The sequence below is a fragment of the Pseudomonas sp. 910_23 genome, from assembly GCF_052850795.1.
Genome location: NZ_VXCZ01000020.1, coordinates 104,091 through 129,349, shown reverse-complemented (window position 1 = coordinate 129,349; position 25,259 = coordinate 104,091). Strand labels below are relative to the sequence as shown.

Here is a 25,259-nt window from a genome sequence, read left to right as displayed (position 1 = left end):
GAGATGCCCTTGCTTGCTTTTGTTCGGAACCACGGTGATTACAATATCCACCGCTGGACTTCCCGTAAACACGCCAGGCACCTCCGATTTAGTGAAATTGAAGGTCAGCTTATGCTCGTCCGTTGCAGATGCGCTTTGGGCACTCGTGATAGGGGCTCCGGCCCTTGAAGCGATTGGAAATTTAGCGGTATACGAAGCGACACCGTTGTGAACCTGCTTGGTAATCTCCAAAAAGTATTGTTCTCGATCTATGACGCTGGACGGCGTAGTGCATTCCTCGCCCTCAGTGGCGAAATACCTTCCCTCGAACGCGTAATCGTCCTGCCAGCATCCAGTTACGGACGCTGATACCATCGCCAGTAAAGCCAATTTCCATTTCTTCACCCTGCACGCTCCTTACCACAATATGCCATTGTTCTATTTAATCCTCGCCAATGCCCCGGCCCGAACCAAATGCATTGAGCTGCTGCACAAATAGTTGGCTGCGGAATTCGTCCAGGCATAAGAGCGCCGGCATCCAGTACAGGCGGATCACAGAACCCTCCGACGCCACAATGACCCGACGCGCTGTCGCCTGCTTCCACGACCAGGAGGGAAACATTGCGGAGAGCACAACGAGCTCTTGAAGATCGGCGCACATCATGGGTTGCGCTCGCTTTTAGAGTCCAGCCGCTCAAGCCACTCGGCCAAGCCCCACAACCCTGCACCGAGCACCGCCAGGACGATGATCAGCCATAGGGGAACCAAACGGTGCGCCCCCAGATAAAACCCCGCCCCAGCGCACACAACAGTGACCAGCATCTGCTTCATACCCACCTCCACGCTCATGTGAATCTGAAGTTACCTTTCCTCAGGGCGTGTCATGGCACTCCGGTAAAAAATGCTCAGTTCCCCTGCTGGGAACTGGGGATGCCGTGATGATTTTTTTAGGAGCCCCATGGTGCGCAGGCGATACCACGAGGCGCCGCAGGATATAAGGATGAACCTCAACGGTTCGCCTGTGATCGCAAATGATCTGTCACTGGTGCGGCAGTGACTCCGTTAGTTGGCCGGCGGACATATCGAAGGTAGCGCTAGGCTTCGTGGGACTTTTTAAAGGCGATCTGAAGTGGCTCACTTGCATGCCAATGGTAAAGCTGTGCGGCTAGATACCGAGGCGATGCGAAAGCGGAGGTTTGCGAGGGTATGCAGGCTGCGCTTGTTGCCTGAGGAATGGGGGCTTGTGCAGATGAGCCCCACTGACTGTGACGTCATCATCTGCACCAGGGCGGTCAACGCCGCCCCTCCTGCCCAAACTCTATTTTTTAGGTTTCGGAGGGTTTAGCGACCGCCGCGCCCCCTGACTGGGGCGAGGCGGTGGAATCGAGCTAGGCCCTACCGGATTAGCAGGCCGAGGGACTGATGGAGATTCTCCAGAACCTTTCTGAAGATTTGAACCACTTCCACGTCCAGACGAGGCAGCTGTTCCCATCCCCGCCAACCTTGAACCCAACATGGCGACGCCAACCGCTTTCATGGCGAAGCGACCAGCATCGCTAGCTGTAGCCACAGCGCCTGAAAGGCTGCCTGCTAGCCCTCCCAACGAAACACCAAGCATACTCGAAGTAACCCAAGTGGAGAGGCCAAGCGATACAGCAGCTACGGCTGACATCAAACCACGAAGCCCATCGTAATCAGCCCCTACTCCAGTCCACCCACTGGCAGCTCCCGCCTGCGCTACAGCTACAGCGGCCATGGTTTGCGAGATCGCAACAGTGATCATCTGCGCGGTCATCATCGCGATGACCGGCAAAAGAAGCAGAGAAAACCAATTAACAAGTATCTTACCTCCCCGCAGAGGTGCTAGCAGCAGGAAAAGCGGGGCGAGGATTAAGACAATCCAAAATAACCAAGCCGGCATGATGACATATCCAGGCAGGAGCGTTTGCAGATCCAGCCATCCACTGAAATTTTTGAACATTTGAGCGGCGGCCAAGATCCCTCCGGCGACCTCGCTGCCCTCATGCGATGCGCCTGTCGTTCTCTCTAAAGAACGAGCCATGAATCGTTGCCACGCCACTGCGGTACTTACGGCTCCCACCTCAGCGCTGACTCGCTGCCCACCCGCGATGACCTCACCTGATTCGCGCAATGCTTGATAGGCCTGCTCCGCCCCCATCTGCGCAATCTGGTAAGCCTCGACACAGCTGGATGGTCGAAACATGATTCCTTGATCATCTCCGACAATTGACGATTTCTGACTTGGTAATTTGCTGATCGGCAAATAGGATGGAGTTGCCTCCGATTGACCCGCGAGTCTTGCAGCCCAGTGTGCTTGCGTCGGCAATGCATAATTGCTCCCCATGAACGGGCCAGCAGACTCCAAAGCACGGATACCGGCTTCCCGGCGTGACTGGATGGCTCTCTGGTCGAGCATGTGCTCCAAACCAGTTCGAGCAGCTCCGCCGCCCAGCAGGTAGGCGCCCCAACCGCCATTTTCCTCAGCCGAACCAAACACGTAAGTCCACGTACCACCAAGAGTGGTACGTGCCTGCGCAATGAGACCGACTTCTTTATCCGGAATCCCGAGGCCGCCACCGCCCATCAAGCCAATGGCATGTAATGCCTCCACTTTGGCTGCATGCTCGGGCCCTGCTAGCTCAGCCGGTGCTGGGGCACAACTTGCGTTGTAATCCCTGATAAGCCTGGCCAGATCGCTACCCGCGAACACATCCGCTGAGCGCCCAACCATATTGTCGATTGCCGCCTGCGCCGGGACGATTGTGCCGGCCACTGTCTGGTCGCTCAAAACCTGATCGAATGCCTGCCGATACATCACGTGTATCGCCATGACAATTTTAAGCGGAACCGCTTGGACCTCGACCATTTGCACTGATGCACCACTCGGAAGCGTGACAGTCGCCGGCCGCATGCCGTACCCCAGAACCAGGAAAATTAAGATACCTGCAAAGAATGTACGGCTCGCACTCTCACCGAGACGCAGCACAACCAGCAGCAACCAGCCAAATCCCACGACTCCGATTAGCTCAGTGCTCGTCTCATTGAGTGCTACAAATAATGGTTCGGTAGCGGTCATGATCGTCAGTGCCACGTTTTCCCACAGTCCGAACACCCAGTTGAACCCAGCAAAGTCCTCTGCCGTCGCTACACTCATTAGGCTGCCCGCCGCCGAATTATCCAGTTACGCAGGGCCAGACCAATTCTGGCGGCCCACAAGCCCAACCAGAGCAAACACAGTGCGAAACCTAGCAGGATGAAATATTGGGCCGCCGGCGCTGCCAACAGATCGCCTGTGCGCTGAACGGCATCGTACTGCTCCACCACGTGCTGACCGTATGGCGGCATAACTGCCGCAGCGACCAAGTGCAGTAGGCCAAGGATTGGTCCGAGGACAACGCCTGCCCTGCCTACGCACTTTGTGACAAGAGGCATCCGTAGGTGCATTGAATCCAGAAAATTCCTCAGTTTCATGCTCACATCTCTCCGGTAATAGGGCTGAATAACCTCCAGCCTATCGATCCCCCTTTTGCATCTCCACTCAACCCGATGTAGTTACTATCGCCGCACTTTTGGGCGCCTCTGCGCCCGCTATGTAACGCGCCTAAAAGGCGCTTTACATAGCGGGCGCGCTCGACCATTTAGATTTGACGCAACAAAAACAACGCAGCGACATTGCGTTGTTTGCCAATCCCCATTTTCGTAAGCTGATCAGGCACCAAACCGTACTGCCCGGCAGTCCCGTTACCCGTGTGATTCATGGGCTGGGACAGTGGCAGTGGGCTCGGCCTGCGTCATCGCGGACAGTTGCCCATCGGCCACACCTGCGTCATCGCGTGTGTGACCGGCCTGACGCCGACTACGTGTCGGAACCATCAACGCACAATCACCTAAGGAGAAAAAACAACCCAGCATGGTCAGCCAGACCTAATGGCAACCGAACCTGAGCGGACATTCAGGAACTCACTCGGAGACTCCGAGTAGGCGCGAACAGTCCCCGCCGGCATCTGATGCAAAGGGGGGCGAACAGGCACACAACGAACCATCTACGGATGGTGTGTCGCTGAACCGGCAACGGTCAGGAGTTCTTACATCTGATAGAGAGAATCCCATGAGCGAATTCGATGCGCAGAGCATTACTGCACGCCTCAAGGCCGAATCTAGGATTCGGAGAAAACCCCGAACCTATGCCCAACGTCGCTCATTGCTGGATAACTACAAGTACGAGCTGTTGCAGCTTGATTCAGCAGGTTGCAATGGCAGCGAACTGCAACGCTGGATAGCGGAGAAAGGCATCAAGATCCAACGCTCGACAGTGCACCGATGGCTACATCGGAATCGCCAGAATGGCTAAGTTTGCCAAGCCTGCGAAACAAGCCGCGTCCGTGATGAAAAGCCTCCAAGGCACCCACATCCGCTCAGTCGGCACCGTTCGCAACTATGAGCAACGTTTGGTGCGCATTACCAGTTACCTTCAAGAGCATCGACTAGGCAGCCTCCGTGAAATGACACCTGCTCGTGCTCTTGAATACCTCCAGCAACGTGCAACCGTCGTTGGTCAGAAAACCTTGGACATGGAGCGCCAAGCCCTCCAAGCCATGATGCAGCATGTCACTCATCAGCTACCACCAGGACAAACTTTGGAGGTAATCAGGAGCACCGCGACAAGCCGCATGGGAACGACAAACCATCCCACTTTGGGTCGCAGGCTTGCTGATCAGGCAAGAGCATACAACCGCGAGCAAATGACATTGATTGCAGCTCGCCAAGCTCCGCATAACGCACTGGCGACAGAGATTGCGCACGCCGCCGGCCTTCGTGCTCATGAGTTACTCGGCCTTCGCAGAACGCACCAACGTGTGCCGGATCAACGTCCGGCGCATGGAATGAAGTTTTCAGGGATTCGCGAGACGACTATCAGCTATACCGTCCACGGCAAGGGCGGGCTAATCCGCGAAGTACGTATTCCGATTCCCCTAGCCCAACGGTTGGAAAGAACACGGTTGGCAGAGCCACGAATCGTTAAAGATCGAGGAATCAACTACCAACAGTTTTACGGGATTGGCGGCGGTCAGCCCTGGAGCAAAAGTGTTAGTGCAGCCTCCAAAGGAGCGCTCGGCTGGTCGAACGGCGCACATGGACTGCGGCATACCTACGCCCAAGAGCGCATGGCGACATTGCAACGCCACTTAACGCGAAAACAGGCTCTGGCGGTGGTTTCACAGGAAATGGGCCACTTCCGGCCGGAAATTACAGAGGTCTATCTGCGTTGAGAATAAACATCGACCCTACGTGGATCAGCAGCAGCTTGCTCTTCGTGATCGGCATATCAGTGATTGTGATTGGTGTCTTGGCAGTGATGCTCTTGGAAAGCAAAAAATCTAGAGCGCGGCTCAAAGCCACCCTCAACGCCAGTGTCGAGCGGCATAAAGCTCTGCTGAAGGAACACAGCGACGCGCTCAAAGAGGCAGAGCTGCACCACCGTGGCCATATCTCTGAAATCACAAAGCGGCACGATGAAGAAGTCGAAAGCCTGCGTGACGTCCTTGCCATTTCTGACCAAGACCGCGACGTGGCATTGAGAGCCGCCTACAGAGACCAAGAACAGGTCCGATTGATGCAGGACCGGCTGGATCAAGTCACCGCATTGATGGACTCCTGGGCTCTTGGGGGCGACGAAACAGCTTCTGCCGTCAGACATGCCCTTAAAGCCGAGCGCACTCGCAGTTTTCATACCCTGTTATAGGCCCAATTCAGGGCTCACCGCGTCATCTCCGACAGCACGCAATCTAAATGCGGAGCAAGCTTCAGCACCTCCAAATCCACGCTTTGGACGGAGTTCGCTTCGTACGGATATCGAGTTCCGACGAATAGCTTCGAGGCTGTTTTAATCCATTTTTCTAGGGGGAAATCTGGCGCTATACGCTCTGATACTTCGCATAGTCGATTGGTCAGCTCAGGCGAAATGACGTTGTACAGATCGGCCAGGCCATGACCATTTCCAGGCATCCGCACAGCGAGCCGCAAATGCCCTTCGGGGTCATGCTCAGTTCTCGGATGTCGGGGGTCAGCCTCCACCAAGCACGATTTCAGAAATAGCTCACAGGCGAGCGCCGAATTCATAACGGCTGGCCAGAACAGATTCAGATCGCGGTCATCAGTAGCCCTTTGCTCCAGTATCTGAGCAGCTCTCATAAACGTTCGCGCCTCCTCGATAACCCAAGTGCTAGGCAATGGTTCGTGGTTCATCCTTGAAAACCTCATGGATTCAACCGAAACGGCAGTGATTAGAATTGATTAATAACAGATTAGTGTACTCAGTAAAAATCGCTGCATCCCTTACCCTTGCTGGGCTAGAGAGCGATTTCACAGTCGAACTCAAGGAGTGCTAGAACGGTACATCATGGGTGCTGGAACGGTATCGCCGGGGGCTTGGAACGGTAGCCTAGGGTGTTAGAACGGTAAGGTCGGGGGCGCTGGAACGGCAAAAAATAGGGGGCTGGAACGGTATTAGCGCTTTTTCGCCAGATGGCGCTGCTGAGAAGCGCTTGGAGTAGTTTTAACTTGCACCAGATTTCCCTCCAGAAGATAGCTAAATGGCTGCCCCTCTGCGGTGCTTGCATACGCGACAGCTTCAAGAGACCGCCGCAAATCCTTTTTGAAATCAGATAAAGAGCTCGCACGGCTTCCACATAGTTGGTGCAACGTCTCGACCTTATAATCGAAGGGTCTTGCATGCGTTGAATAAAAACCATGCACCCATTGCGCAAGCGGCTTTCCATTTAGCGCTTGACGAATAGACCAATTCACATCGGTGTATTGGTCCCCTTTAAATAGTACATGAAGCTTAGGATTCAATCGAATTACATATATACGCTCACTGCGCTCATCTTGAGCACGGTAAACCTCATGAATCAAACTACCCTCATATGAATGCTTCCCCACTTTAACCTGCAAGGCAGTAGCCTTGAGCCTACTAATATATTTATCTAAAATCTTTCGATTTTTCCCTGTATCCGTTTTACCGAGAATTTTCAAAAGGCGATATGCAGTGACCCGACACTCAGAACCCAGCTCCTGCATACGCGCTAGGTGCAACACGGTTTCCCACACATTCAGATCACCTTGATCAAGTAGCGCACCTGTATAAAAGATGCTGATTCCACCTAAGGCGTTAATTTCCATTTGCTCAACGTAGGGCCTGTGTCCTTTCCCAATTGCACCGAATAACGCTGAGCGGAGAGCGGCGTTAGGAACACGACGAACTGACTCGGACCAGTTAGGTAGTAAATTAGCAGCGTCAACATCATCTACCTTGACCTCTTTCGGCTTCGCTAGAGAACGTTTTCGGTTTTCCTCCAGCAGGGACAACATACGGCTAGGGAGTGACATATTTGTAGTCATCGCTGAGAAGTAGATGCGCTGATTTTTTCTGCCACCCACGCGTAAACTTGCTCGGCAGGCCAAGCCACTGAGTTCGCGCCAAGGGAAACACCAGAAGGAAATTCGCCGGCCCGGATCAGCCGATAGATCTGAGACTTACTAAGCCCGACCAAGGCACAGACACCAGGCAGGCGAAGTAGTAGAGGTGAGACAGATTGATTAGCCATCTGGACGGGTCTCCTTAGGACCGGATTGGATGGCTAGGGATTTAATGGCACCTCAAATTAGGAGTCATGGGAATCCCCAAGTTCTCAAGGGGAATCCCAAATTTCGTTATAAGGATTTATTGGCGCTATTTGACTTAGACTGGGCGAGCATATACTTCCTCAACGTTTTATGGTCTTTTGGCATGTCCACTCCAGCATCTTCAGCGAGAGATATTAGGGCGGAGTACAAGTCAAAGTTCTTACGCGACGGATTGCTGAGTCTGGATGCGCCACGCTTGATAGCATCCGCACGCCTCCTTCCTGCATCATCAAGTGACTGCACAGAGTGAGCCTTATCAACCTCCTTAACGAGCTCAACTAATCCACTGAAAATCTTACTAATGTATCCTAGCTCTATCGTCTTAAACTCTTTCGCCCCTTCAGTTACTTTCGTCTCTTGATCTGCATTACTGCCTGATATGAATTCTGGAGGCTCGATACCCGCATTAAGAACCCATGCACTAAGGGACGTCCTAGACAAATAAAAAATTCCTGCCGGGATATCTTTAGCCTCACTATCGCTTACGCAGTAGCAGCGGACGAGACCATCATCAATCTCGGGCAGGGGATTGAATAGATTATTAAAATACTCAATTAGCCCATTAAAGAACAGCTTATAACTCTTGACTGCAAGTTTTGAGCTCCCTGCACTACCTACCCATAATATGTGACTGGGAATCACCGTTTCTTCACGCTTCACATGGTATTCGGTATACAAATCTAAAAACAGTTCATGAAGAGCATATTCAGCTTCTTTAGGTCCAGTTTTATATTGGCGAGCGTATTCCGGCACCAAATCAGTCAGGCGTATCACGTCAGCATTCATACGACCTCCTCCATGCTTTTAATGGAGGACTGCGTATTGCTGGGTCGCAAAATATCCAGATGGTTGGCATACCACTGAAGCATATCTCGTCGCCCCTCCAGATACTGAGCATGGTTGTAGGTGCCGCGTATGCTGTTCTTATCCACATGCGCTAACTGAGTTTCGACCCACTCGCTGGAGTACCCCTGCTCATGCAAAGTGGTGGACATCGTGTGACGAAACCCATGGCCTGTGGCACGACCGTCGTAGCCTGAGCGCTTCAGTAACTGGTTAATTGCAGCTTCGCTCATAGGTTTCGCCGGGTCATTGCGCCCAGGGAACGCGAGCGTGTAACCGCCTGTAATACTCTCCAGTTCACGTAATGCAGCCACAGCCTGTTTGGAGAGCGGAACTAGATGAGCGCGACGCATCTTCATGCGCACAGCAGGGATGAGCCAGAGCGAGTTGTTGAGGTCAAACTCCGACCAAGGAGCACCTCTCAACTCAGCCGTTCTAACACCCGTGAGAATCAACAGACGAGTGGCGATCTTGACTACGTCATGCCCCGGACACGCCTGAATACTGTTTATGAGCTCCGGAATTTCTCCAATAGGCAAGAAGGGATAGTGCCGGGAGGTAGGGGTCTGGAGTGCCCCTCCGATGTCTGCGATTGGGTTGTACTCAGCACGCCCAGTGGCGATCGCGAAACGGTAGACCTCTTGGCAGCGCTGGCGAACTTTGCGCAGCTTCTCCAAGGCACCTCGCGACTCTATGTGGCGAAAAACCTGTAACCATTGCATGGGTTTAATTTCGGTCAACGGCAAACTTCCCACCTTGGGGAAAATGTCCAACCCGAAAGCCTCGATAACATCACTGGCATAACCTATCGACCACCGTGACGACTTATGTCGGTGCCACTCCAGCGCAAGGCTCTTGAACGTATTAGCGCGGGAGATTGCCGCCTGGGCACGCACAACCTTCCGCTCAAGCCCAGGATGCCGTCCTTGCGCCACAAGTTGGCGAGCTTCAGAAGCAAGCTGCCGCGCTTGAGCGAGGGTCACCTTGTCGATGGTGCCAAGGGAAATATGAGACTGCTTGCCATCCAGACGGAATCGGAAACGCCAAGACTTGCCGCCTGCCGCCCGCACCCAAAGGAACAAGCCACCGCCATCGGCAAGGCCATAGTCCCTCTCACGAGGCGCAGCATTCTTCACCTGCAGAGCCGTCAAAGCCATGCTGAGTACCCATAGATTATTGAATTAGGGAATGGTACTCAGGGAGGTACTCACAAGACAAGCGCTTGGATGAAACCGGATGGCACCGCATGAAAGAGAAAGCCCGCGCTAGGCGGGCTTAATGAGATCTCATGAAACTGCTTGGCACTACATGAGACCGGTCAATGGTGCCCGAGACAGGAATCGAACCTGCGACCTTCGCGTTACGAGTGCGCTGCTCTACCGGCTGAGCTACACGGGCGGTGGGCTAAAGCTAGCACTGCATTGGTCATGCAGCAACTGACTCGCTCACCGCCCGGCGCCATCACGCGCCGTTGGCAGAGCAGCCCTTGGCAACGTACTGCGGATCCGCTGTGGTAGCACAGGTCCATCCGCTGGTTGCGTTGCGGGTCAAGGTGATGGTCTTGCCCAGCACGGGCGCAGGCGCATCGAGGATTTCACAGCTGATGGAGCCGGCGCCCGAGGCTACATCTCCTGTCACGTCGATCTTGCAATTGGCAGTGGGGCTGTTGCCACCGATCAACGACACAGTGGGCACAGTGCCCTGGTTGATGACGTCTTCATAACCGGCCTTCAACGCGCTGATTTCAGCCAGCCCCGCCGTAAACTTGGCCTTGGCCTGGTGCTTGGTGTACATGGGCAAACCGATCGTGGCCAAAATGCCGATGATTGCCACAACGATCAACAACTCGATCAAGGTAAAGCCTTTTTGACGCATCTCTTTCACTCTCCAGAATAAAACCATGACAAGGCGCGTCCTGCGCCCCGAAGTGTGCAACGGCGCCAGTGTACCCACCACCACGAAGCCCATCGCCTGCAAGACGCACATTCTGACACTTTATCCCATAACACCAGCCGCCCCGAATCCGCCACCTGACTACGCTATAAATTCTTCACTGCCGGGTGCGCAAACCGATATGAACGACACGTCAACGATCTATGCCTGGGAAGGCATCAACCGCAAAGGACGCAGGGTGACCGGGCAAACCGCTGGCGACAGCCTTGCGCTGATCAAGGCACAACTGCGCCAGCAAGGGATCTGCCCCGAGCGTGTGCGCAAGAGGCCTCGATCACGTTCGGCTTTCACCCCGCGAATCCTGCCAGCCGATATCGCCCTGTTTACCCGACAGTTGGCGACCTTGCTCAAAGCCGGGATCCCGCTGCTGCAAGCCTTCGACATCATCAGTGAGGGTTTTGAAAACCAGCAGGTGCGTGAACTGGTCAAGGCGTTGAGACAACAGATCGCCAGCGGCAATAACCTGGCCGCAGCGCTACGCCTGCACCCGCGTTATTTCGATGACCTGTACTGCAACCTGGTAGCTGCCGGAGAACAGGCCGGGGCTCTGGAAACCCTGCTGGAGCGCGTGGCGATTCATCTGGAAAAAAGCCAACAGCTCAAAGCCAGGATCAAAAAAGCCATGACTTACCCTGTCGCAGTCCTGGTAGTCGCGACACTGGTCAGCACAGTGCTGTTGATACACGTCGTGCCTCAGTTCCAGCATCTGTTTGCCGGGATCGACAGCCAACTGCCCGGGTTTACCCTGGGGGTCATTGCCCTGTCCGAGTTCTTGCAACAAGCGTGGTGGATACTCGTGCTGGGCCTGGCCGTGGGGGTGGGCGGGCTGCGCCACGCCTACCGCCGTAACCCTGGCTTTCGGCATTGGCTGCAAGCGAGTTTGTTGAAAGCGCCTCTGGCAGGCAAACTGCTGCAAAAAACCGCCGTCGCCCGCTACGCCCGCACGCTTTCGACCACATTTGCAGCGGGTGTCCCGCTGGTCCAGGCACTGGGCTCAGTAGCCGGAGCCGTCGGCAATGACCCCTTCAAACAGGCAATCGAACGTATGCGCCACGATGTATCCACAGGCATGCAGTTGAATCAATCCATGCATAGCTGCGGTTTGTTTCCCGGCATGGCGATCCAGATGACCGCCATTGGAGAGGAGTCCGGCACCCTGGACCGGATGCTGGAAAAAGTCGCGAACCACTACGAGTCGGACGTAGACACCCTGGTCGATAACCTCACCAGCCTGATGGAGCCGCTGATCATGGTTGTCCTGGGGGCCATTGTCGGCGCGCTGGTGATCGCGATGTACCTGCCGGTCTTTCAATTGGGTACGGCCTTTTGAGCCTGCTGCTGAGCGAGCAGCACTGGGCGTTTGCCTGCATGGCACTGGTGCTCGGCCTGATCATCGGCAGTTTCATCAACGTACTGGTCTGGCGCCTGCCCAAAATGCTCGAACGCGAATGGCGTGCCCAGGCCCATGAGGTCCTTGGCCTGCCAACCGAGCCCGCCGGGCCGGTGTACAACCTGATGCGCCCGAACTCCTGCTGTCCGCGCTGCAACCAGCCGATTCGGCCCTGGGAAAATATCCCGCTGCTCAGCTTCCTGATGCTCAGGGGTCGTTGCGCCCATTGCCGTGAGCCCATCAGCGTCCGCTATCCCCTGACCGAAGTGACGTGCGCGCTGATCACTGCCGCTGTTGCCTGGCATTTCGGCTTCGGCTGGCAAGCCGCTGCGGTGATGTTGCTGAGCTGGGGCTTGCTGGCCATGAGCCTGATTGACCTGGACCACCAATTGCTGCCGGACGTGCTGGTCCTGCCGCTGCTCTGGCTGGGGCTGGTTATCAACAGCGCTGACCTGTTGGGGACACTGCCCGACGCACTGTGGGGCGCGGTCATTGGCTACATGAGCCTATGGAGCGTGTTCTGGTTGTTCAAGCTGGTCACCGGCAAGGATGGCATGGGCCATGGCGATTTCAAGTTATTGGCATTGCTGGGAGCCTGGGGTGGCTGGCAGATCCTGCCGATGACGTTGCTGATGGCCTCACTGATGGGCGTGTTTGCAGGGCTGATCCTGCTGCGTTTGCGCAAGGCCCAAACGTCGACGCCGATGCCCTTTGGGCCGTGCCTGGCAATTGCCGGCTGGATTGCATTGCTCTGGGGTGGTCAAATAACCGACTTCTATTTGCAGTCTGTCGGTTTCAGATGACCACTTCTGTCGCAACACCCTGGATTCTTGGCCTCACAGGCGGCATTGGCAGCGGCAAAAGCGCTGCGGCCGAGCACTTTATCGACCTGGGCATCGACCTGGTGGACGCCGATCATGCTGCCCGCTGGGTCGTCGAACCCGGGAGGCCGGCTCTGGCGCGCATTGCCGAGCATTTCGGCGACGGCGTGCTGCTACCCGACGGCCAGCTGGATCGCGCCGCGCTGCGCAAACTGATCTTTGAGGTACCGCAAGAACGTCTGTGGCTGGAAGCCTTGCTGCACCCGCTGATTGCCGAGGAAATTCGCAGCCACCTGGCACGCGCCCAGTCGCCTTACGCGATCCTGGTGTCACCGCTGCTGATCGAGTCCGGCCAATACAGCATGACCCAGCGCATCCTGGTGATCGACGTGCCGCAATCGCTGCAGATTCAGCGTACCCTGCAGCGCGATGGCATCAGCGAACAACAGGTGCAGGCGATTCTCAAGGCCCAATCGAGCCGCGAAGACCGCCTGAACCATGCCGATGACGTGCTGGTCAACGATAAGGACCTTGCCTGGCTGCACGGCGAGGTCGAGCGACTGCACCACTTTTACCTTACTTTGCGTGGAGGCCGATCATGAGCCAACCCTTGACCGTCGACTGCCCAACCTGCGGTGCACCCGTGGAATGGAAAGCGGCCAACCTCAACCGGCCGTTCTGCTCGGACCGTTGCAAACTCATTGACCTGGGTGCCTGGGCCGCAGAGGAACACAAGATCCCCGTGGCCCCGGATGCCGAAGACGAACTGTTTTCCGAAGACCTGCCGCCGCGCCACTAAGGCCGCATAAAGGCATATTCCTGCTGGTCGTCGAGGTTTTCTGCAAGGTATTGCAACTCGTCGGCCAGGTCTTCAAAACTGCGTACGCCCTTGCTTTGCTGCACCACGGCACTGAGCATGGCGCGTAAGGTCAAGCCGGGATCGAAACCGATTTCCTGCGCTGCGTCCTGGCTTCTGCGCAACTCCTGCCGTGCCCACTCGTACACACTCATGATCCGTGCTCCAGAAAAAATTTTGCAGAGCATGGACCTGCGCCGGTGCCCGGCATTTGACCTGGATCAACGCCGTGAATCGTCGTCCTTCCAGGGGGCCGAGAGATAGCGAGTTCGGTTGAAGGTCTCCAGCCATTCCGGGCAAAACACCACCAACGCGCTGACGACCATGCCGTTGATAAAGGCTTCAGGGAAGATGATCAGCCACAGGTAACCTACAAAGTCCTCCAACCATTCCGGCATCGCAAAGCGGCCGTCGAACCACAACAGGCCCAGGCCGGCCAAAAGACACAACAATGCCGACAGCGCCGCCGCGAAAAAGCCGGAACAGAAGATATACACAAAGGGGTTTCGCGGTTGCGCCCGTTCGACCAACAGCGCGCAGCTTTCGGTGACCAGCACCGGCAGCCCGACCAGAAGCAGGCCGTTGACGCCAAGGGCGGCCAGATCCTGGCGCCCCAGCAGCATCAAGCCGAACTGTGCAGCAAACCCACCGACGATTGCCAGCGGCCAATCCAGCAGCAAGGTCACGGCGGTCATGCCGATAAAGTGGTACGAGACCCCGGTATCGAAATCCCGCCGCACCAGCCACAGCATAAACAACGCGAACACCGTACCGAACAGCAAATGCTGGCGCCGTCGGTCGGCGAACAATTCGACCCAAGGCGAGCGCAACGTCGCCCACATCACCACCGGCGCATATAACAGCCAGCCAATGCCGAGGGTCGATGGCGCCAGAACAGCTGCACTGATCACGGATGCACTACCTCTACAAAAAACTTGCTGCCGAGTGAGCAGTCTACACCTGCGTTTTAACATGGGTCTGGGTCGAAGCGAGATTCAAATGTGGGAGGGGGCTTGCTCCCGAAGCGGTCTATCAGCCAATACATGTGCTGGCTGGCACTCTGCGATCGGGAGCAAGCCCCCTCCCACATTTGGGTCTCACTGGCATAGATACCCAGCTGTTTCAGCAGCAACTCGGTGCAAGCAGGACTTCCTGTGGTCATCATTTGAACGCTAAGCTGGGAATATGGATGACTCAGATTATTTGCGCCTGCTCACCGTAGCAGCCGAACAAGCCAATGCGTTTCTGTCCAATGCCCGCAAATGGGAGCGTGAGCGTTGGGTCTGCCAGCGCCTGCTGCAGGGCTTGAATGTGCCCTACCGCGTCGAAGAGTTTCACGCTGCGGGCCAGGAGCCGCCGGATGTGTTGTTTCGCGACGCCAGTTTCGAGGTGTTTTTCGTGCTGGACGAGGGGCGCCGCCTGAACGACGAATGGCGCGATGAATTGCTGCGCAGGCGTAGTGCATTCTCTTTGAGCCAACTGGTGCGGCGCGAAGCCAAGCCACGACGCATTCCCGCCCATGAGTTTTTGTTGCGCCTGGCACCGACACTGCGCAAAAAAGCACATAACTACAAAGAACGCGGCATGGACCTGGGGGAGTTGGACCTTATCGCTTTCACCAGCCTCAAACGCGAAGTGCTGGACCTCAACAGCCACTTTCCGCCGCCAACTGAATACCTGCGCCAGGGCTGGCGCTCACTGTCACTGGTGGGGCCAACCTTCGCGCGCGTGCTGTTCGCACACCCGGACGCGCCGGACTTCTTGCGCAACAACCTGGGCCGCAGCATAGTGTTCGATGTGGGCATCAGCCTTTGAACCCTTGGCTGTAACGTGGCGCCCTTTTGCAACGTCTACCTGACGAGGCCTTTATGACCAGCCGCCTGAACCCCGATGACCAACAGCATGTCCAAGAGTACCTGCAACTCTCCCAGCACAGAGTCGAGCGCAAGCCTTTCCGGCCATGGCTGCTCCTTTGTGTGGTGCTGGTAGTGGTGATCGGGCTCGGCGTGCTGAGCCGCCTATTGAGTTACCTGACGCTATGAGCTGCCTGGCGCTCGCGGGGGTAACTGCTCCGATTTCTTTTAGCCTTGCGAGATATCCCCATGACCCATCGTATTATTATCGTCGGCGGCGGCGCCGGCGGCCTGGAGTTGGCTACCCGCCTGGGTAAGACTCTGGGCAAGCGCGGCAAGGCCAGCATCACGCTGGTGGACGCCAACCTGACTCACATCTGGAAGCCTCTGCTGCACGAAGTGGCTGCCGGCTCGCTGAATTCTTCGGAAGACGAACTCAATTATGTCGCCCAGGCAAAATGGAACCACTTCGAGTTCCAGCTTGGGCGCATGAGTGGGCTTGACCGTGAACAGAAGAAAATCCAGCTGGCCGCCACCCTCGATGAAGAAGGCCGCGAGCTGGTGCCCGCGCGCGTACTGGGCTATGACAGCCTGGTCATTGCCGTAGGCAGCACCACCAACGACTTCGGCACCGAGGGTGCGGCGCAGCATTGCCTGTTCCTCGATACCCGCAAGCAAGCCGAGCGCTTCCACCAACAACTGCTCAACCACTACCTGCGCGCCCATGCCGGGCAAACCGATGCCGTTGAACAAATCAGCGTGGCCATCGTCGGTGCCGGCGCCACCGGGGTGGAGCTGGCCGCCGAGCTGCATAACGCCGCCCATGAACTGGCTGCCTATGGCCTGGACCGCATCAAACCGGAAAACATGCATATCACCCTGATCGAAGCCGGCCCGCGGGTATTGCCTGCCCTGCCAGAGCGGATCGGCGGCCCAGTGCATAAAACCCTGGAAAAACTCGGGGTGACCGTGCTGACCAACTCGGCGGTCAGCGAAGTAACCGCCGACGCGCTGATTACCAGCAGCGGCCAAGTGATTCCCGCCAGCCTCAAGGTATGGGCGGCCGGGATCCGCGCACCGGGTTTTCTCAAAGACATCGATGGCCTGGAAACCAACCGCATCAATCAGCTTCAGGTGCTGCAAACACTGCAAACCACCCGCGATGAAAACATCTTTGCCTTTGGCGATTGCGCCGCCTGCCCGCAACCGGGCACCGACCGCAATGTGCCCCCACGGGCCCAGGCCGCGCATCAGCAGGCTTCGTTGTTGGCCAAGTCGCTGAAATTGCGCATTGAAGGCAAGGATCTGCCGACCTACAAGTACACCGACTACGGCTCGCTGATCTCGCTGTCGCGGTTCTCGGCGGTAGGTAACCTGATGGGTAACCTGACTGGCAGCGTGATGCTGGAGGGCTGGTTGGCGCGGATGTTCTATGTGTCGCTGTACCGTATGCACCAGATGGCCCTGTACGGCTTCTTCCGCACGGCGATGCTGATGCTGGGCAGCAAGATCGGGCGCGGGACTGAGCCACGCCTTAAACTCCACTAACAACGCATAACCCCTGTGGGAGGGGGCAACCCCCTTCTCACATTTGCTTTGCGGTGAGCTCAAGATTCGCGCGCGCAAAAAAAATCCCCGTATCTTTCGATACGAGGATTTTTAATATGGTCGGGGTAAGGGGATTCGAACTCCTGACATCCTGCTCCCAAAGCAGGCGCGCTACCGGACTGCGCTATACCCCGGTAAAAAAAAGGCGACCTTTCAGTCGCCTTCTTCGATCAGCGCTTTTGGCCTCTGATCTTAAGATTCGATTCCAGCCTGAACTGGTCTCAAAAATGGTGGGTCGTGTGGGATTCGAACCTACGACCAATTGGTTAAAAGCCAACTGCTCTACCAACTGAGCTAACGACCCAAATATGGTCGGGGTAGGGGGATTCGAACTCCCGACATCCTGCTCCCAAAGCAGGCGCGCTACCGGACTGCGCTATACCCCGATTTGAAATTGGCTCCGTGACCAGGACTCGAACCTGGGACCCAATGATTAACAGTCATTTGCTCTACCGACTGAGCTATCACGGAACTACATATTTCAAATTTACTGCTATGTAACCTTCTCTTCGACCCTGTCCGTATCGCTACGTTAGCGTCTCTGAGGCGCGCTATTCTACAATCTTAAAAACCCCTGTCAACCCTTTAAATTGCTTTTAAGACAATGATTTGCGCTTCTTTCTGATTTCTTCTTGGGGAGAAGAAACCCGTGGGCTGACGTTGCTGCGGGGCGCACTTTACAAGCCTTTGCCTTACAGTTCAACGCCCTATCGAAAAAAAAGGCCTCGCAATGCGAGGCCTCTCGTTATTACACCGGGTGCTGGCCTCAGTGGAAGACGATTTCGTCGTCTTTCACCGTTGCCGTGACGCGAGTGCCCGGCATAAAGCTGCCCGACAGGATCAATTGTGCCAGCGGGTTCTCGATCCAGCGCTGGATCGCACGCTTCAATGGCCGTGCGCCATACACCGGGTCGTAACCCACTGCGATCAGCTTGTCCAACGCCTCGCCGCTCAGCTCAAGGTCGAGCTCACGCTCAGCCAGGCGACTGCGCAGGCGGCCCAACTGGATTTCGGTGATACCCGCAATCTGATCCCGTGCCAGAGGCTCGAAGATCACCACTTCATCCACCCGGTTGATGAATTCCGGGCGGAAGTGGGTGGTCAAGGCGTCCATCACCGCTGCGCGCTGGGCCTCGCGATCCCCCACCAGTTCCTGGATCTGTGCCGAGCCCAGGTTGGAGGTCATCACGATCACCGTATTGCGAAAGTCCACCGTACGCCCGTGGCTGTCCGTCAAGCGACCATCTTCCAGCACCTGCAGCAAAATGTTGAACACATCCGGGTGCGCCTTCTCGACCTCATCCAGCAGGATCACCGAGTAAGGCTTGCGTCGAACGGCTTCGGTCAGGTAACCGCCCTCCTCGTAGCCCACATAGCCTGGTGGTGCGCCGATCAGGCGAGCCACCGAGTGTTTCTCCATGAACTCGGACATATCAATGCGCACCATGGCCTCTTCAGTATCAAAGAGGAACTCGGCCAGGGCCTTGCACAGCTCAGTCTTACCTACGCCGGTCGGGCCGAGGAACATGAACGAGCCGCTTGGACGGTTCGGGTCGGACAAGCCGGCACGGGAACGCCGTACCGCATTGGATACCGCCACCACCGCCTCTTCCTGACCGATGACGCGCTGGTGCAACAAACTTTCCATTTTCAGCAGTTTGTCGCGCTCGCCTTCGAGCATTTTCGAGACTGGAATGCCGGTCCACTTGGAGACCACTTCGGCGATCTCCTCCTCGGTCACCTTGCTGCGCAGCAACTGGTTCTCAGGCTTGCCGTGCTGGTCGACCATCTGCAGGCTGCGTTCCAGGTCCGGAATCACACCATATTGCAACTCAGCCATGCGGCTCAGATCGCCTTTACGACGCGCGGCTTCCAGTTCCTGACGGGACTGCTCGATTTTCTGCTGGATCTGCGCCGAACCCTGTACTTCGGCTTTTTCCGAGGTCCAGATTTCTTCGAGGTCCGAATACTCACGCTCCAGACGGACGATTTCTTCCTGAAGTTTTTCCAGGCGTTTCTTCGCTGCCTCGTCCTCTTCTTTCTTCAACGCCTGGGATTCGACTTTCAGTTGAATCAGGCGCCGATCCAGGCGGTCGAGCACTTCCGGCTTGGAGTCAATCTCCATGCGAATGCGGCTGGCCGCTTCGTCGATCAAGTCGATGGCCTTGTCCGGCAACTGACGATCGGTGATGTAGCGATGGCTCAGCTTGGCCGCCGCAATGATCGCGCCATCAGTGATCGCCACTTTATGGTGGACCTCATAGCGTTCTTTCAGGCCCCGCAGGATCGCGATGGTGTCTTCTTCGCTTGGCTCTTCCACCAGCACTTTCTGGAAACGCCGCTCAAGGGCCGCATCCTTTTCAATGTACTGACGGTATTCGTTGAGCGTGGTCGCACCGACGCAATGCAACTCGCCCCGCGCCAAGGCCGGCTTGAGCATGTTGCCAGCATCCATCGAGCCTTCGCCTTTACCGGCGCCGACCATGGTGTGCAGTTCGTCGATAAACAGAATGATCTGGCCTTCCTGCTTCGACAATTCATTAAGCAGGGATTTCAGTCGTTCTTCGAACTCACCACGGAACTTGGCACCGGCGATCAGGGCCCCCATGTCCAGGGACAACAGGCGTTTGCCTTTTAAGCCGTCCGGCACTTCACCATTAATGATGCGCTGGGCCAGGCCTTCGGCAATCGCGGTTTTACCCACGCCAGGCTCACCGATCAGCACCGGGTTGTTCTTGGTGCGACGCTGCAAGACCTGGATGGTGCGACGAATCTCATCGTCACGACCAATCACCGGGTCGAGCTTGCCTTCTTCTGCACGCTTGGTCAGGTCGACGGTGTATTTGTCCAGGGCCTGGCGCGACTCCTCATGGTTGGGGTCGTTCACGGCCTCGCCGCCACGCAGGTTGTTGATAGCGTTTTCCAGGGCTTTCTTGCTCACGCCCTGCCCCAGCAACAATTTGCCGAGCTTGCTGTTGTCGTCCATGGCGGCGAGCAGCACCAGTTCGCTGGAGATGAACTGGTCACCCTTCTGCTGGGCCAGGCGGTCCGCCTGATTGAGCAGGCGCGCCAGGTCCTGGGACATATTCACGTCGCCGGTAGGGTTTTGAATTTTCGGCAGTTGGTCGAGCTCTTTGCTCAACTCCTTGCGCAGGCTGTTGATGTCAAAGCCCACCTGCATCAACAAGGGTTTGATAGAACCACCTTGTTGCTCCAGGAGCGCCTGCATCAAGTGTGCCGGCTCAATCGCCGGATGGTCGAGGCCGACCGCCAGGGATTGGGAGTCCGATAAGGCCAACTGCAATTTGCTGGTTAAACGATCAATACGCATTAGTCACCTTCCTTTTGAGCAGGCCGGAGCTATGAACAAACACATCCTGAATGAAGAAACCTGCCAGATACCCTTATAGATGGGGTGGATTCTGGGGGTTTCAAGCGGCGGACTGTTGATACAGGTCAGGACAGTCTAGCGTTCAAGCCAGATAAGGGAGGCGAATCGGCCCGTACGCGGGCTGCGGCGATAAGAAAAGAAGCGTGTATCGGTCACGGTGCAAAAACCACCACCATATACAGCGGTGACACCGTTTGCTGCCAGACGCAGGCGCGCCAGCTGGTAGATGTCGGCCATGAACTTGCCGGGATTGGGGCTGGGAACAAAGGCTTCAGCGGTGGCCGGCAGTTGCTGCATGAACGCTTCACGCACCTCCGGGCCAACCTCGAAGGCTTGAGGGCCAATAGCAGGGCCGAGCCAGACCAGAACGTCTTCGGCAGCGGTATCCATGCTTTCGAATGCGGCCTCCAGCACGCCAGCCGCCAAGCCACGCCAACCGGCATGGGCGGCGGCAACCCGGGTGCCCGCCCGATTACAGAACAGCGCAGGCAGGCAATCGGCGGTCATGGATGTGCAGGCGATGCCAGCGGTACTGGTCCAACTGCCATCTGCTTCGACCGTACGGCCTGGATCGGCCTCAACCACGTGAGTACCGTGGACTTGGCGCAACCAGGCAGGCTGGATATCGAAGGCGTTACTCAGGCGACGGCGATTTTCAAGGACGGCCTCAAGGCTGTCATCGACATGATCGCCCAGGTTAAGGCTGTCGAACGGCGCCAGACTGACGCCGCCCGCACGAGTCGTGACGCAGGCTTTGACCTGAGACGGCGCGGGCCAGTCAGGAATCAGCCAGTCACTCATCCGATAAACGCCTCACGATCCTGCTTGAGCAGCGACAACAACCAGACCAGGTCGTCTGGAAGTGGCGATTCCCAACTCATGCGCTTACCGCTCGTCGGATGATCCAGTTCCAGGAAGCGTGCGTGCAGTGCCTGGCGCGGGAAGGACTTCAGCGATTCGACCATTGTCTGGCTTGCCGCCGGCGGAATACGGAAGCGCCCACCGTAGGCAGGATCGCCGACCAACGGGAAGTTGATATGCGCCATGTGCACGCGAATCTGGTGGGTGCGCCCGGTTTCCAGCTTGACCCGCACATGGGTGTGGGAGCGGAAACGCTCCAGCACACGGTAGTGGCTGACGGCTTGCTTGCCACCTTCCATCACCGCCATACGCTGGCGCTGCTGGCCATGGCGACCAATCGGGGCGTTGATCTTGCCCCCGGCCACCACCACACCGATCACGATGCACTCGTAGATCCGGCTGACGCTGCGACTCTGCAACTGAGTAACCAGTTGCGTCTGCGCCTGAATGGTCTTGGCCACCACCATCAAACCGGTGGTGTCCTTGTCCAGACGGTGCACGATGCCGCAGCGCGGGACATTGATGATGTCCGGGACGTGGTGCAACAGGGCATTGAGCAAAGTGCCATCAGCGTGCCCGGCAGCCGGGTGAACCACCAGGCCAGCGGGTTTGTTGATGACCAGGATGTCGTCGTCTTCATAGACGATATCCAGCTCGATGTCCTGGGCGACCCATTCTCCCTGGGCTTCCTGCTCGGCAGTCAGCTCAAGAATCGCACCGCCATGAACTATGTCTCGCGGGCGGATAACCGCTCCATCCACAGTCAGGCGGCCGTCTTTGATCCAGGCGGAAAGGCGCGAGCGCGAGTGCTCAGCGAATAATTGTGCGGCGACTTGATCGAGGCGTTGGCCGCCCAATTCGGACGGCACCTCTGCGCGAAGTTCAATTTTATCGGACATGCTCAGACTAGGCGTGGCACAGCCTTTGGTTTCGGCTGCGCGCTTGTGGTTAAATACGGCGTCTTTTGCCCCGAGGCTTTCAACGGGGCGCTCATCATAACAGGACGGCCCCGCCCAAGACAGCGGCCGTCATAGGGACGCAAGCCGCCATGCAAGTGAAACACCTGCTGCTGATCGCCATCCTCGCCATGACTGCTGCTTGCTCGTCAACAAAGGACGTCGTCGACGAAAACCTGAGCGAAGTCGAGCTGTACCAGCAAGCTCAGACAGACCTGGACAATAATAGCTACACCAGCGCCACAGCGAAGCTGAAGGCATTGGAGTCGCGCTACCCATTCGGCCGCTATGCCGACCAGGCCCAGTTGGAGCTGATCTACGCCAACTACAAGAACGCCGAGCCGGAAGCTGCCAAGTCCGCCGCCGAGCGTTTTATCCGCCTGCACCCACAGCACCCGAACGTGGACTACGCCTACTACATGAAGGGCCTGACCTCGTTCGACCAGGACGTTGGCCTGCTGGCGCGCTTCCTGCCGCTGGACATGACCAAGCGTGACCCGGGCGCTGCACGCGACTCCTACAACGAGTTCGCCCAGCTGACCAGCCGCTACCCCAACAGCCGCTACGCGCCGGACGCCAAGCAGCGCATGATCTACCTGCGCAACCTGCTGGCCTCCTACGAAATCCACGTGGCCCACTACTACCTGACCCGTCAGGCCTACGTAGCTGCCGCCAACCGTGGCCGCTATGTTGTGGAGAACTTCCAGGAAACCCCATCCGTGGGCGACGGCCTGGCGGTGATGACCGAGGCTTACCAGCGTCTGCACCTGGACACCCTGGCGACCACCAGCCTGGAAACCCTGAAGCTCAACTACCCAGATCACCCAAGCCTGAAAGATGGCCAGTTCGTGCCTCAGGTTGCCGAAGCCGACAACCGTTCGTGGCTGAGCAAGTACACTTTGGGCCTGATCGAGTCTCGTCCGCCACTGCCGCCGGGTGAAACCCGCGCCAACCAGGACGTGATCAAGCAGTACCAGGACGCCAAGGATGCCATCCCTTCGGACCTCAAGCCTCACGACGAGAACGGCGACGTTATCGAAGAAGAGGAGCCGCAGGCCCTTGGCAACAACGAAGACCGTTCGTGGTTCAGCTACATGACCTTCGGTGTGTTCGACTGATTGTTCGACGCAACGCAAAAGGGAGCTCTGAAGGAGCTCCCTTTTTTATGAGCGAGTATTTATTGCGCTGTGCGCCTGTGGCCAGCTTGGCTAAACTGGCGCATTCCTTGTCGAGAAACTGCCCATCATGCTTCGTCTACTGTTCTGGATTGCCGTCATTGCTGCCGCGGTATGGTTCTGGCGCAAATTCAAAAACCCTGCAGCCCGCCAGCAACGACCTGCCGAGCCGAACGCAGCGCTGATGGTGCGATGCGCCCACTGCGGCGTGCACCTGCCGCAGGATCGCGCACTGAGTTCGCGCCAGGAGTGGTACTGCACCCAGGCGCACCTGGAACAAGGGCCGAAGTCTATCCAGCGTTGAGGCGACCTGCCGGGGCATAAGGCGCCGGATCAATGATCGGAGCCCGCCCCAACAGCAAGTCGGCGAACAACTGGCAGGAAGCCGGTGCGAGTACCAGGCCATTGCGGTAATGCCCGCAATTGAGCCACAAGCCCTGAAAGCCGGGAACCTCTCCGATATAGGGGATACCTTCCGGCGAACCGGGCCGCAACCCCGCCCAATGCCCGACCACCTCGGCGTCCGCCAAGGCGGGGATCAGTTCAACCGCAGACGCCTTGAGGCTCGCCAACGCAGTTTCGGTCGGCGTCTTGTCGAACCCCTCATGTTCCAATGTGCTTCCAATCAGAATGTGCCCATCGCGGCGGGGGATTGCATAGCGCCCCTTGGCCAAGACCATGCTGGATAAAAAGTCGGACGTGCACTTGTACAGGATCATTTGGCCTTTGACCGGCTCCACGGGAAGCGCCATGCCCAGTGTGCTCAGCAACTGCCCGCTCCAGGCCCCGGCGGCGAGCACCACCTGATCGGCAAAAACCGGTCCCGTAGCAGTGTTCACCCCCACCACGCGATTGTTGTTCTGCACAAAACCCGACACTTCGCAGTGCTCGTGAATCGTCACATCCGGCAACGCCAGCAGCGCCGCCTTCAAGGATTTGACCAGGCGAGGGTTGCGCACATTGGCCACATCGGCCATGTAGATCGCCCGGGAGTAGCCGCCTCCCAGCGCCGGCACGGCATCATGAGCCTGGGACACGTCCACCTTGCTCAATGGCCGCCCTTCACGCGCAGCCCAGGCCAATGCATCAGCCTCATCATCCAGGTCAAGCCAGTACAAACCCGTGGTATGAACCTCGGGATCGACACCGGTTGCGGCAAACAAGCGCTGTGCCAACTGCGGATAGAAATCCTGGGACCAATGGGCCAAGGCAGTCACGGCCGAGCTATAACGCCATGGATACAACGGCGAGACAATTCCGCCACCCGCCCAGGAAGATTCCTGCCCAAGCCCCGCACGCTCCAGCAGCATGACTGCCCGCCCTTCTCTGGCAAGGTTGTACGCCGTCAACAGCCCGATTACTCCGCCGCCGACAATCACCACTTGCTGTTGCTTTGCCATCATCTGATCCCGCCGATAAACAGGGAAAGGCGCGCCCGGCGCCCACTCTTCAAGCACTCTCATCACTGCCCCCAGCAGACTTTGCGCGACATTTCAGGCGCCGCTCCCGGGTTGCTTCGCATACCGGTGCTGCTCAAGCTGAAAGCTGCACACGCGTCGTCCGCCATGACTGAGTCCACGGCAGGCGTAGCGAGCAAGTCGAAATCCTGGGGGTTTAAAATCACACTGATTCTATAGTGATCGTTACCCGCAATGGCGCCGCCCGCATCAATAAAAGTGCCGTTTCTGGTATATGCGCGCTCCATGTGCTGGGCTTGCTCGCTCAGCAACGCGACGATTTGCGCGCGATACACCTTTTTTACCTGGCCGATGTACCCGGGATACGCAATGCCGGCCAACAACACAACGATCGCCACGGCGATCAATAACTCCATCAGGGTAAAGCCCTGGCTATCCATGCCCATCC

At 57.1% G+C, this 25,259-nt stretch carries 29 protein-coding genes and 5 tRNA genes; 12 read left to right on the top strand and 22 right to left on the bottom strand.

What is annotated here, in order from left to right:
* The 4 genes from FW800_RS22370 to FW800_RS22355 all read right to left on the bottom strand — a co-directional run.
* Window positions 1-384, bottom strand: a 384-nt coding sequence (locus tag FW800_RS22370) for a hypothetical protein (RefSeq protein ID WP_446438487.1), incomplete at its 3' end; no start/stop codon positions are given.
* 37 nt (window positions 385-421) lie between these two features.
* The gene (locus FW800_RS22365) at window positions 422-643 is read right to left on the bottom strand and encodes a hypothetical protein (RefSeq protein WP_160049693.1); all 222 of its coding nucleotides are present in this window, start codon (window positions 641-643) and stop codon (window positions 422-424) included.
* Window positions 640-810 (bottom strand): hypothetical protein, encoded by a 171-nt coding sequence (locus tag FW800_RS22360; protein ID WP_160049694.1) that lies wholly within the window; start codon window positions 808-810, stop codon window positions 640-642. The genes FW800_RS22365 and FW800_RS22360 overlap by 4 nt, the downstream gene beginning before the upstream one ends.
* Window positions 811-1,297: 487 nt before the next feature.
* Window positions 1,298-3,154 (bottom strand): hypothetical protein, encoded by a 1,857-nt coding sequence (locus FW800_RS22355; protein ID WP_446438486.1) that lies wholly within the window; start codon window positions 3,152-3,154, stop codon window positions 1,298-1,300.
* 954 nt (window positions 3,155-4,108) lie between these two features.
* On the opposite strand from FW800_RS22355, the gene FW800_RS22350 reads away from it, so the two are divergent.
* Genes FW800_RS22350 through FW800_RS22340 form a run of 3 tightly spaced genes read left to right on the top strand, consistent with a single transcriptional unit; the run spans window position 4,109 to window position 5,743 of the window.
* Window positions 4,109-4,351, top strand: a complete 243-nt coding sequence (locus FW800_RS22350; RefSeq protein ID WP_160049696.1) for a hypothetical protein — start codon at window positions 4,109-4,111, stop codon at window positions 4,349-4,351.
* Window positions 4,344-5,270 carry a site-specific integrase gene (locus FW800_RS22345; protein ID WP_178119862.1) on the top strand — a complete coding sequence of 309 codons (927 nt, stop codon included), beginning with the start codon at window positions 4,344-4,346 and terminating at the stop codon, window positions 5,268-5,270. The genes FW800_RS22350 and FW800_RS22345 overlap by 8 nt, the downstream gene beginning before the upstream one ends.
* A gap of 35 nt (window positions 5,271-5,305) precedes the next feature.
* Entirely contained in the window at window positions 5,306-5,743 is a 438-nt protein-coding gene (locus tag FW800_RS22340; protein ID WP_446438485.1) for a hypothetical protein, read from the top strand.
* A gap of 14 nt (window positions 5,744-5,757) precedes the next feature.
* Here FW800_RS22340 and FW800_RS22335 read toward each other — a convergent pair whose 3' ends face one another.
* The 7 genes from FW800_RS22335 to FW800_RS22305 all read right to left on the bottom strand — a co-directional run bounded on the left by FW800_RS22335 (window position 5,758) and on the right by FW800_RS22305 (window position 10,404).
* A complete protein-coding gene (locus tag FW800_RS22335) occupies window positions 5,758-6,246 on the bottom strand; it encodes a hypothetical protein (protein ID WP_191949158.1) in 489 nt (162 codons plus the stop codon).
* A 261-nt stretch (window positions 6,247-6,507) separates the two neighbouring features.
* Entirely contained in the window at window positions 6,508-7,440 is a 933-nt protein-coding gene (trfA, locus tag FW800_RS22330; RefSeq protein ID WP_446438484.1) for a plasmid replication initiator TrfA, read from the bottom strand.
* On the bottom strand, window positions 7,398-7,607 hold the full coding sequence (locus tag FW800_RS22325; RefSeq protein ID WP_160049699.1) for a helix-turn-helix transcriptional regulator: 210 nt from the start codon (window positions 7,605-7,607) through the stop codon (window positions 7,398-7,400). Before FW800_RS22325 ends, trfA begins: the two co-directional genes overlap by 43 nt.
* Window positions 7,608-7,713: 106 nt before the next feature.
* Window positions 7,714-8,472, bottom strand: coding sequence for a hypothetical protein (locus tag FW800_RS22320; protein ID WP_446438483.1), 759 nt, complete (start codon window positions 8,470-8,472; stop codon window positions 7,714-7,716).
* Window positions 8,469-9,686: a tyrosine-type recombinase/integrase gene (locus FW800_RS22315; protein ID WP_446438482.1), complete on the bottom strand. Its 1,218-nt coding sequence runs from the start codon at window positions 9,684-9,686 to the stop codon at window positions 8,469-8,471. Before FW800_RS22315 ends, FW800_RS22320 begins: the two co-directional genes overlap by 4 nt.
* A gap of 165 nt (window positions 9,687-9,851) precedes the next feature.
* Window positions 9,852-9,927 (bottom strand) — tRNA-Thr (locus tag FW800_RS22310).
* 63 nt (window positions 9,928-9,990) lie between these two features.
* Window positions 9,991-10,404 (bottom strand): pilin, encoded by a 414-nt coding sequence (locus FW800_RS22305; protein WP_005784685.1) that lies wholly within the window; start codon window positions 10,402-10,404, stop codon window positions 9,991-9,993.
* Window positions 10,405-10,603: 199 nt separating this feature from the next.
* On the opposite strand from FW800_RS22305, the gene FW800_RS22300 reads away from it, so the two are divergent.
* The 4 genes from FW800_RS22300 to yacG are packed head-to-tail and all read left to right on the top strand — an operon-like array spanning window position 10,604 to window position 13,492.
* Complete coding sequence (locus tag FW800_RS22300; protein WP_446438481.1) at window positions 10,604-11,812, top strand: type II secretion system F family protein; 1,209 nt, start codon at window positions 10,604-10,606, stop codon at window positions 11,810-11,812.
* Entirely contained in the window at window positions 11,809-12,675 is an 867-nt protein-coding gene (locus FW800_RS22295; protein WP_446438480.1) for a prepilin peptidase, read from the top strand. The genes FW800_RS22300 and FW800_RS22295 overlap by 4 nt, the downstream gene beginning before the upstream one ends.
* Entirely contained in the window at window positions 12,672-13,295 is a 624-nt protein-coding gene (gene coaE / locus FW800_RS22290; protein WP_032877844.1) for a dephospho-CoA kinase, read from the top strand. The genes FW800_RS22295 and coaE overlap by 4 nt, the downstream gene beginning before the upstream one ends.
* On the top strand, window positions 13,292-13,492 hold the full coding sequence (gene yacG / locus FW800_RS22285; protein WP_005784677.1) for a DNA gyrase inhibitor YacG: 201 nt from the start codon (window positions 13,292-13,294) through the stop codon (window positions 13,490-13,492). The genes coaE and yacG overlap by 4 nt, the downstream gene beginning before the upstream one ends.
* Here the strand turns inward: yacG and FW800_RS22280 are convergent.
* Both FW800_RS22280 and FW800_RS22275 read right to left on the bottom strand, forming a co-directional pair.
* Complete coding sequence (locus FW800_RS22280; RefSeq protein ID WP_003171680.1) at window positions 13,489-13,704, bottom strand: hypothetical protein; 216 nt, start codon at window positions 13,702-13,704, stop codon at window positions 13,489-13,491. The two genes, yacG and FW800_RS22280, sit on opposite strands and share 4 nt — an antisense overlap.
* Window positions 13,705-13,770: 66 nt before the next feature.
* Window positions 13,771-14,460, bottom strand: a complete 690-nt coding sequence (locus FW800_RS22275; RefSeq protein WP_446438479.1) for an energy-coupling factor ABC transporter permease — start codon at window positions 14,458-14,460, stop codon at window positions 13,771-13,773.
* A gap of 274 nt (window positions 14,461-14,734) precedes the next feature.
* Between FW800_RS22275 and FW800_RS22270 the strand changes: the two genes are divergently transcribed.
* The 3 genes from FW800_RS22270 to FW800_RS22260 are packed head-to-tail and all read left to right on the top strand — an operon-like array spanning window position 14,735 to window position 16,950.
* Window positions 14,735-15,364 (top strand): DUF1780 domain-containing protein, encoded by a 630-nt coding sequence (locus FW800_RS22270; RefSeq protein WP_003188431.1) that lies wholly within the window; start codon window positions 14,735-14,737, stop codon window positions 15,362-15,364.
* 53 nt (window positions 15,365-15,417) lie between these two features.
* Window positions 15,418-15,591: a DUF3094 family protein gene (locus tag FW800_RS22265; RefSeq protein ID WP_005784671.1), complete on the top strand. Its 174-nt coding sequence runs from the start codon at window positions 15,418-15,420 to the stop codon at window positions 15,589-15,591.
* 60 nt (window positions 15,592-15,651) lie between these two features.
* Window positions 15,652-16,950: an NAD(P)/FAD-dependent oxidoreductase gene (locus tag FW800_RS22260; RefSeq protein ID WP_005784669.1), complete on the top strand. Its 1,299-nt coding sequence runs from the start codon at window positions 15,652-15,654 to the stop codon at window positions 16,948-16,950.
* Between the two features lie 117 nt (window positions 16,951-17,067).
* Here the strand turns inward: FW800_RS22260 and FW800_RS22255 are convergent.
* The 7 genes from FW800_RS22255 to rluD all read right to left on the bottom strand — a co-directional run bounded on the left by FW800_RS22255 (window position 17,068) and on the right by rluD (window position 22,161).
* Window positions 17,068-17,144 (bottom strand) — tRNA-Pro (locus FW800_RS22255).
* A gap of 94 nt (window positions 17,145-17,238) precedes the next feature.
* A tRNA-Lys gene (locus FW800_RS22250) sits at window positions 17,239-17,314 on the bottom strand.
* Between the two features lie 5 nt (window positions 17,315-17,319).
* Window positions 17,320-17,396, bottom strand: a tRNA-Pro gene (locus FW800_RS22245).
* A gap of 9 nt (window positions 17,397-17,405) precedes the next feature.
* Window positions 17,406-17,481: transfer RNA gene (locus tag FW800_RS22240), tRNA-Asn, on the bottom strand.
* Window positions 17,482-17,776: 295 nt separating this feature from the next.
* A complete protein-coding gene (clpB, locus tag FW800_RS22235; RefSeq protein WP_005784667.1) occupies window positions 17,777-20,341 on the bottom strand; it encodes an ATP-dependent chaperone ClpB in 2,565 nt (854 codons plus the stop codon).
* A 135-nt stretch (window positions 20,342-20,476) separates the two neighbouring features.
* Window positions 20,477-21,202, bottom strand: coding sequence for a peptidoglycan editing factor PgeF (pgeF, locus tag FW800_RS22230; protein ID WP_446438478.1), 726 nt, complete (start codon window positions 21,200-21,202; stop codon window positions 20,477-20,479).
* Complete coding sequence (rluD, locus tag FW800_RS22225) at window positions 21,199-22,161, bottom strand: 23S rRNA pseudouridine(1911/1915/1917) synthase RluD (protein ID WP_005784662.1); 963 nt, start codon at window positions 22,159-22,161, stop codon at window positions 21,199-21,201. The genes pgeF and rluD overlap by 4 nt, the downstream gene beginning before the upstream one ends.
* A 149-nt stretch (window positions 22,162-22,310) precedes the next feature.
* Here rluD and FW800_RS22220 point away from each other — a divergent pair, with 149 nt between their 5' ends.
* A complete protein-coding gene (locus FW800_RS22220) occupies window positions 22,311-23,336 on the top strand; it encodes an outer membrane protein assembly factor BamD (RefSeq protein WP_005784660.1) in 1,026 nt (341 codons plus the stop codon).
* A 127-nt stretch (window positions 23,337-23,463) separates the two neighbouring features.
* Window positions 23,464-23,697: a PP0621 family protein gene (locus FW800_RS22215; RefSeq protein WP_005784659.1), complete on the top strand. Its 234-nt coding sequence runs from the start codon at window positions 23,464-23,466 to the stop codon at window positions 23,695-23,697.
* On the opposite strand, the gene thiO is transcribed toward FW800_RS22215, so the two are convergent.
* On the bottom strand, window positions 23,684-24,793 hold the full coding sequence (thiO, locus tag FW800_RS22210; protein ID WP_446438477.1) for a glycine oxidase ThiO: 1,110 nt from the start codon (window positions 24,791-24,793) through the stop codon (window positions 23,684-23,686). The two genes, FW800_RS22215 and thiO, sit on opposite strands and share 14 nt — an antisense overlap.
* Window positions 24,794-24,855: 62 nt before the next feature.
* Window positions 24,856-25,257, bottom strand: a complete 402-nt coding sequence (locus FW800_RS22205; RefSeq protein WP_446438476.1) for a type IV pilin protein — start codon at window positions 25,255-25,257, stop codon at window positions 24,856-24,858.
* Between the last annotated feature and the right edge of the window lie 2 nt (window positions 25,258-25,259).

What these genes read in the sequence shown, in the direction of transcription:
- FW800_RS22365 (WP_160049693.1), bottom strand. Translation starts at nt 643, where the DNA reads ATGATGTGCGCCGATCTTCAAGAGCTCGTTGTGCTCTCCGCAATGTTT.
- FW800_RS22360 (WP_160049694.1), bottom strand. Translation starts at nt 810, where the DNA reads ATGAAGCAGATGCTGGTCACTGTTGTGTGCGCTGGGGCGGGGTTTTAT.
- FW800_RS22355 (WP_446438486.1), bottom strand. Translation starts at nt 3,154, where the DNA reads ATGAGTGTAGCGACGGCAGAGGACTTTGCTGGGTTCAACTGGGTGTTC.
- FW800_RS22350 (WP_160049696.1), top strand. Translation starts at nt 4,109, where the DNA reads ATGAGCGAATTCGATGCGCAGAGCATTACTGCACGCCTCAAGGCCGAA.
- FW800_RS22345 (WP_178119862.1), top strand. Translation starts at nt 4,344, where the DNA reads ATGGCTAAGTTTGCCAAGCCTGCGAAACAAGCCGCGTCCGTGATGAAA.
- FW800_RS22335 (WP_191949158.1), bottom strand. Translation starts at nt 6,246, where the DNA reads ATGAACCACGAACCATTGCCTAGCACTTGGGTTATCGAGGAGGCGCGA.
- FW800_RS22325 (WP_160049699.1), bottom strand. Translation starts at nt 7,607, where the DNA reads ATGGCTAATCAATCTGTCTCACCTCTACTACTTCGCCTGCCTGGTGTC.
- FW800_RS22320 (WP_446438483.1), bottom strand. Translation starts at nt 8,472, where the DNA reads ATGAATGCTGACGTGATACGCCTGACTGATTTGGTGCCGGAATACGCT.
- FW800_RS22315 (WP_446438482.1), bottom strand. Translation starts at nt 9,686, where the DNA reads ATGGCTTTGACGGCTCTGCAGGTGAAGAATGCTGCGCCTCGTGAGAGG.
- FW800_RS22305 (WP_005784685.1), bottom strand. Translation starts at nt 10,404, where the DNA reads ATGCGTCAAAAAGGCTTTACCTTGATCGAGTTGTTGATCGTTGTGGCA.
- FW800_RS22300 (WP_446438481.1), top strand. Translation starts at nt 10,604, where the DNA reads ATGAACGACACGTCAACGATCTATGCCTGGGAAGGCATCAACCGCAAA.
- coaE (WP_032877844.1), top strand. Translation starts at nt 12,672, where the DNA reads ATGACCACTTCTGTCGCAACACCCTGGATTCTTGGCCTCACAGGCGGC.
- yacG (WP_005784677.1), top strand. Translation starts at nt 13,292, where the DNA reads ATGAGCCAACCCTTGACCGTCGACTGCCCAACCTGCGGTGCACCCGTG.
- FW800_RS22280 (WP_003171680.1), bottom strand. Translation starts at nt 13,704, where the DNA reads ATGAGTGTGTACGAGTGGGCACGGCAGGAGTTGCGCAGAAGCCAGGAC.
- FW800_RS22270 (WP_003188431.1), top strand. Translation starts at nt 14,735, where the DNA reads ATGGATGACTCAGATTATTTGCGCCTGCTCACCGTAGCAGCCGAACAA.
- FW800_RS22265 (WP_005784671.1), top strand. Translation starts at nt 15,418, where the DNA reads ATGACCAGCCGCCTGAACCCCGATGACCAACAGCATGTCCAAGAGTAC.
- FW800_RS22260 (WP_005784669.1), top strand. Translation starts at nt 15,652, where the DNA reads ATGACCCATCGTATTATTATCGTCGGCGGCGGCGCCGGCGGCCTGGAG.
- clpB (WP_005784667.1), bottom strand. Translation starts at nt 20,341, where the DNA reads ATGCGTATTGATCGTTTAACCAGCAAATTGCAGTTGGCCTTATCGGAC.
- pgeF (WP_446438478.1), bottom strand. Translation starts at nt 21,202, where the DNA reads ATGAGTGACTGGCTGATTCCTGACTGGCCCGCGCCGTCTCAGGTCAAA.
- rluD (WP_005784662.1), bottom strand. Translation starts at nt 22,161, where the DNA reads ATGTCCGATAAAATTGAACTTCGCGCAGAGGTGCCGTCCGAATTGGGC.
- FW800_RS22220 (WP_005784660.1), top strand. Translation starts at nt 22,311, where the DNA reads ATGCAAGTGAAACACCTGCTGCTGATCGCCATCCTCGCCATGACTGCT.
- FW800_RS22215 (WP_005784659.1), top strand. Translation starts at nt 23,464, where the DNA reads ATGCTTCGTCTACTGTTCTGGATTGCCGTCATTGCTGCCGCGGTATGG.
- thiO (WP_446438477.1), bottom strand. Translation starts at nt 24,793, where the DNA reads ATGGCAAAGCAACAGCAAGTGGTGATTGTCGGCGGCGGAGTAATCGGG.
- FW800_RS22205 (WP_446438476.1), bottom strand. Translation starts at nt 25,257, where the DNA reads ATGGGCATGGATAGCCAGGGCTTTACCCTGATGGAGTTATTGATCGCC.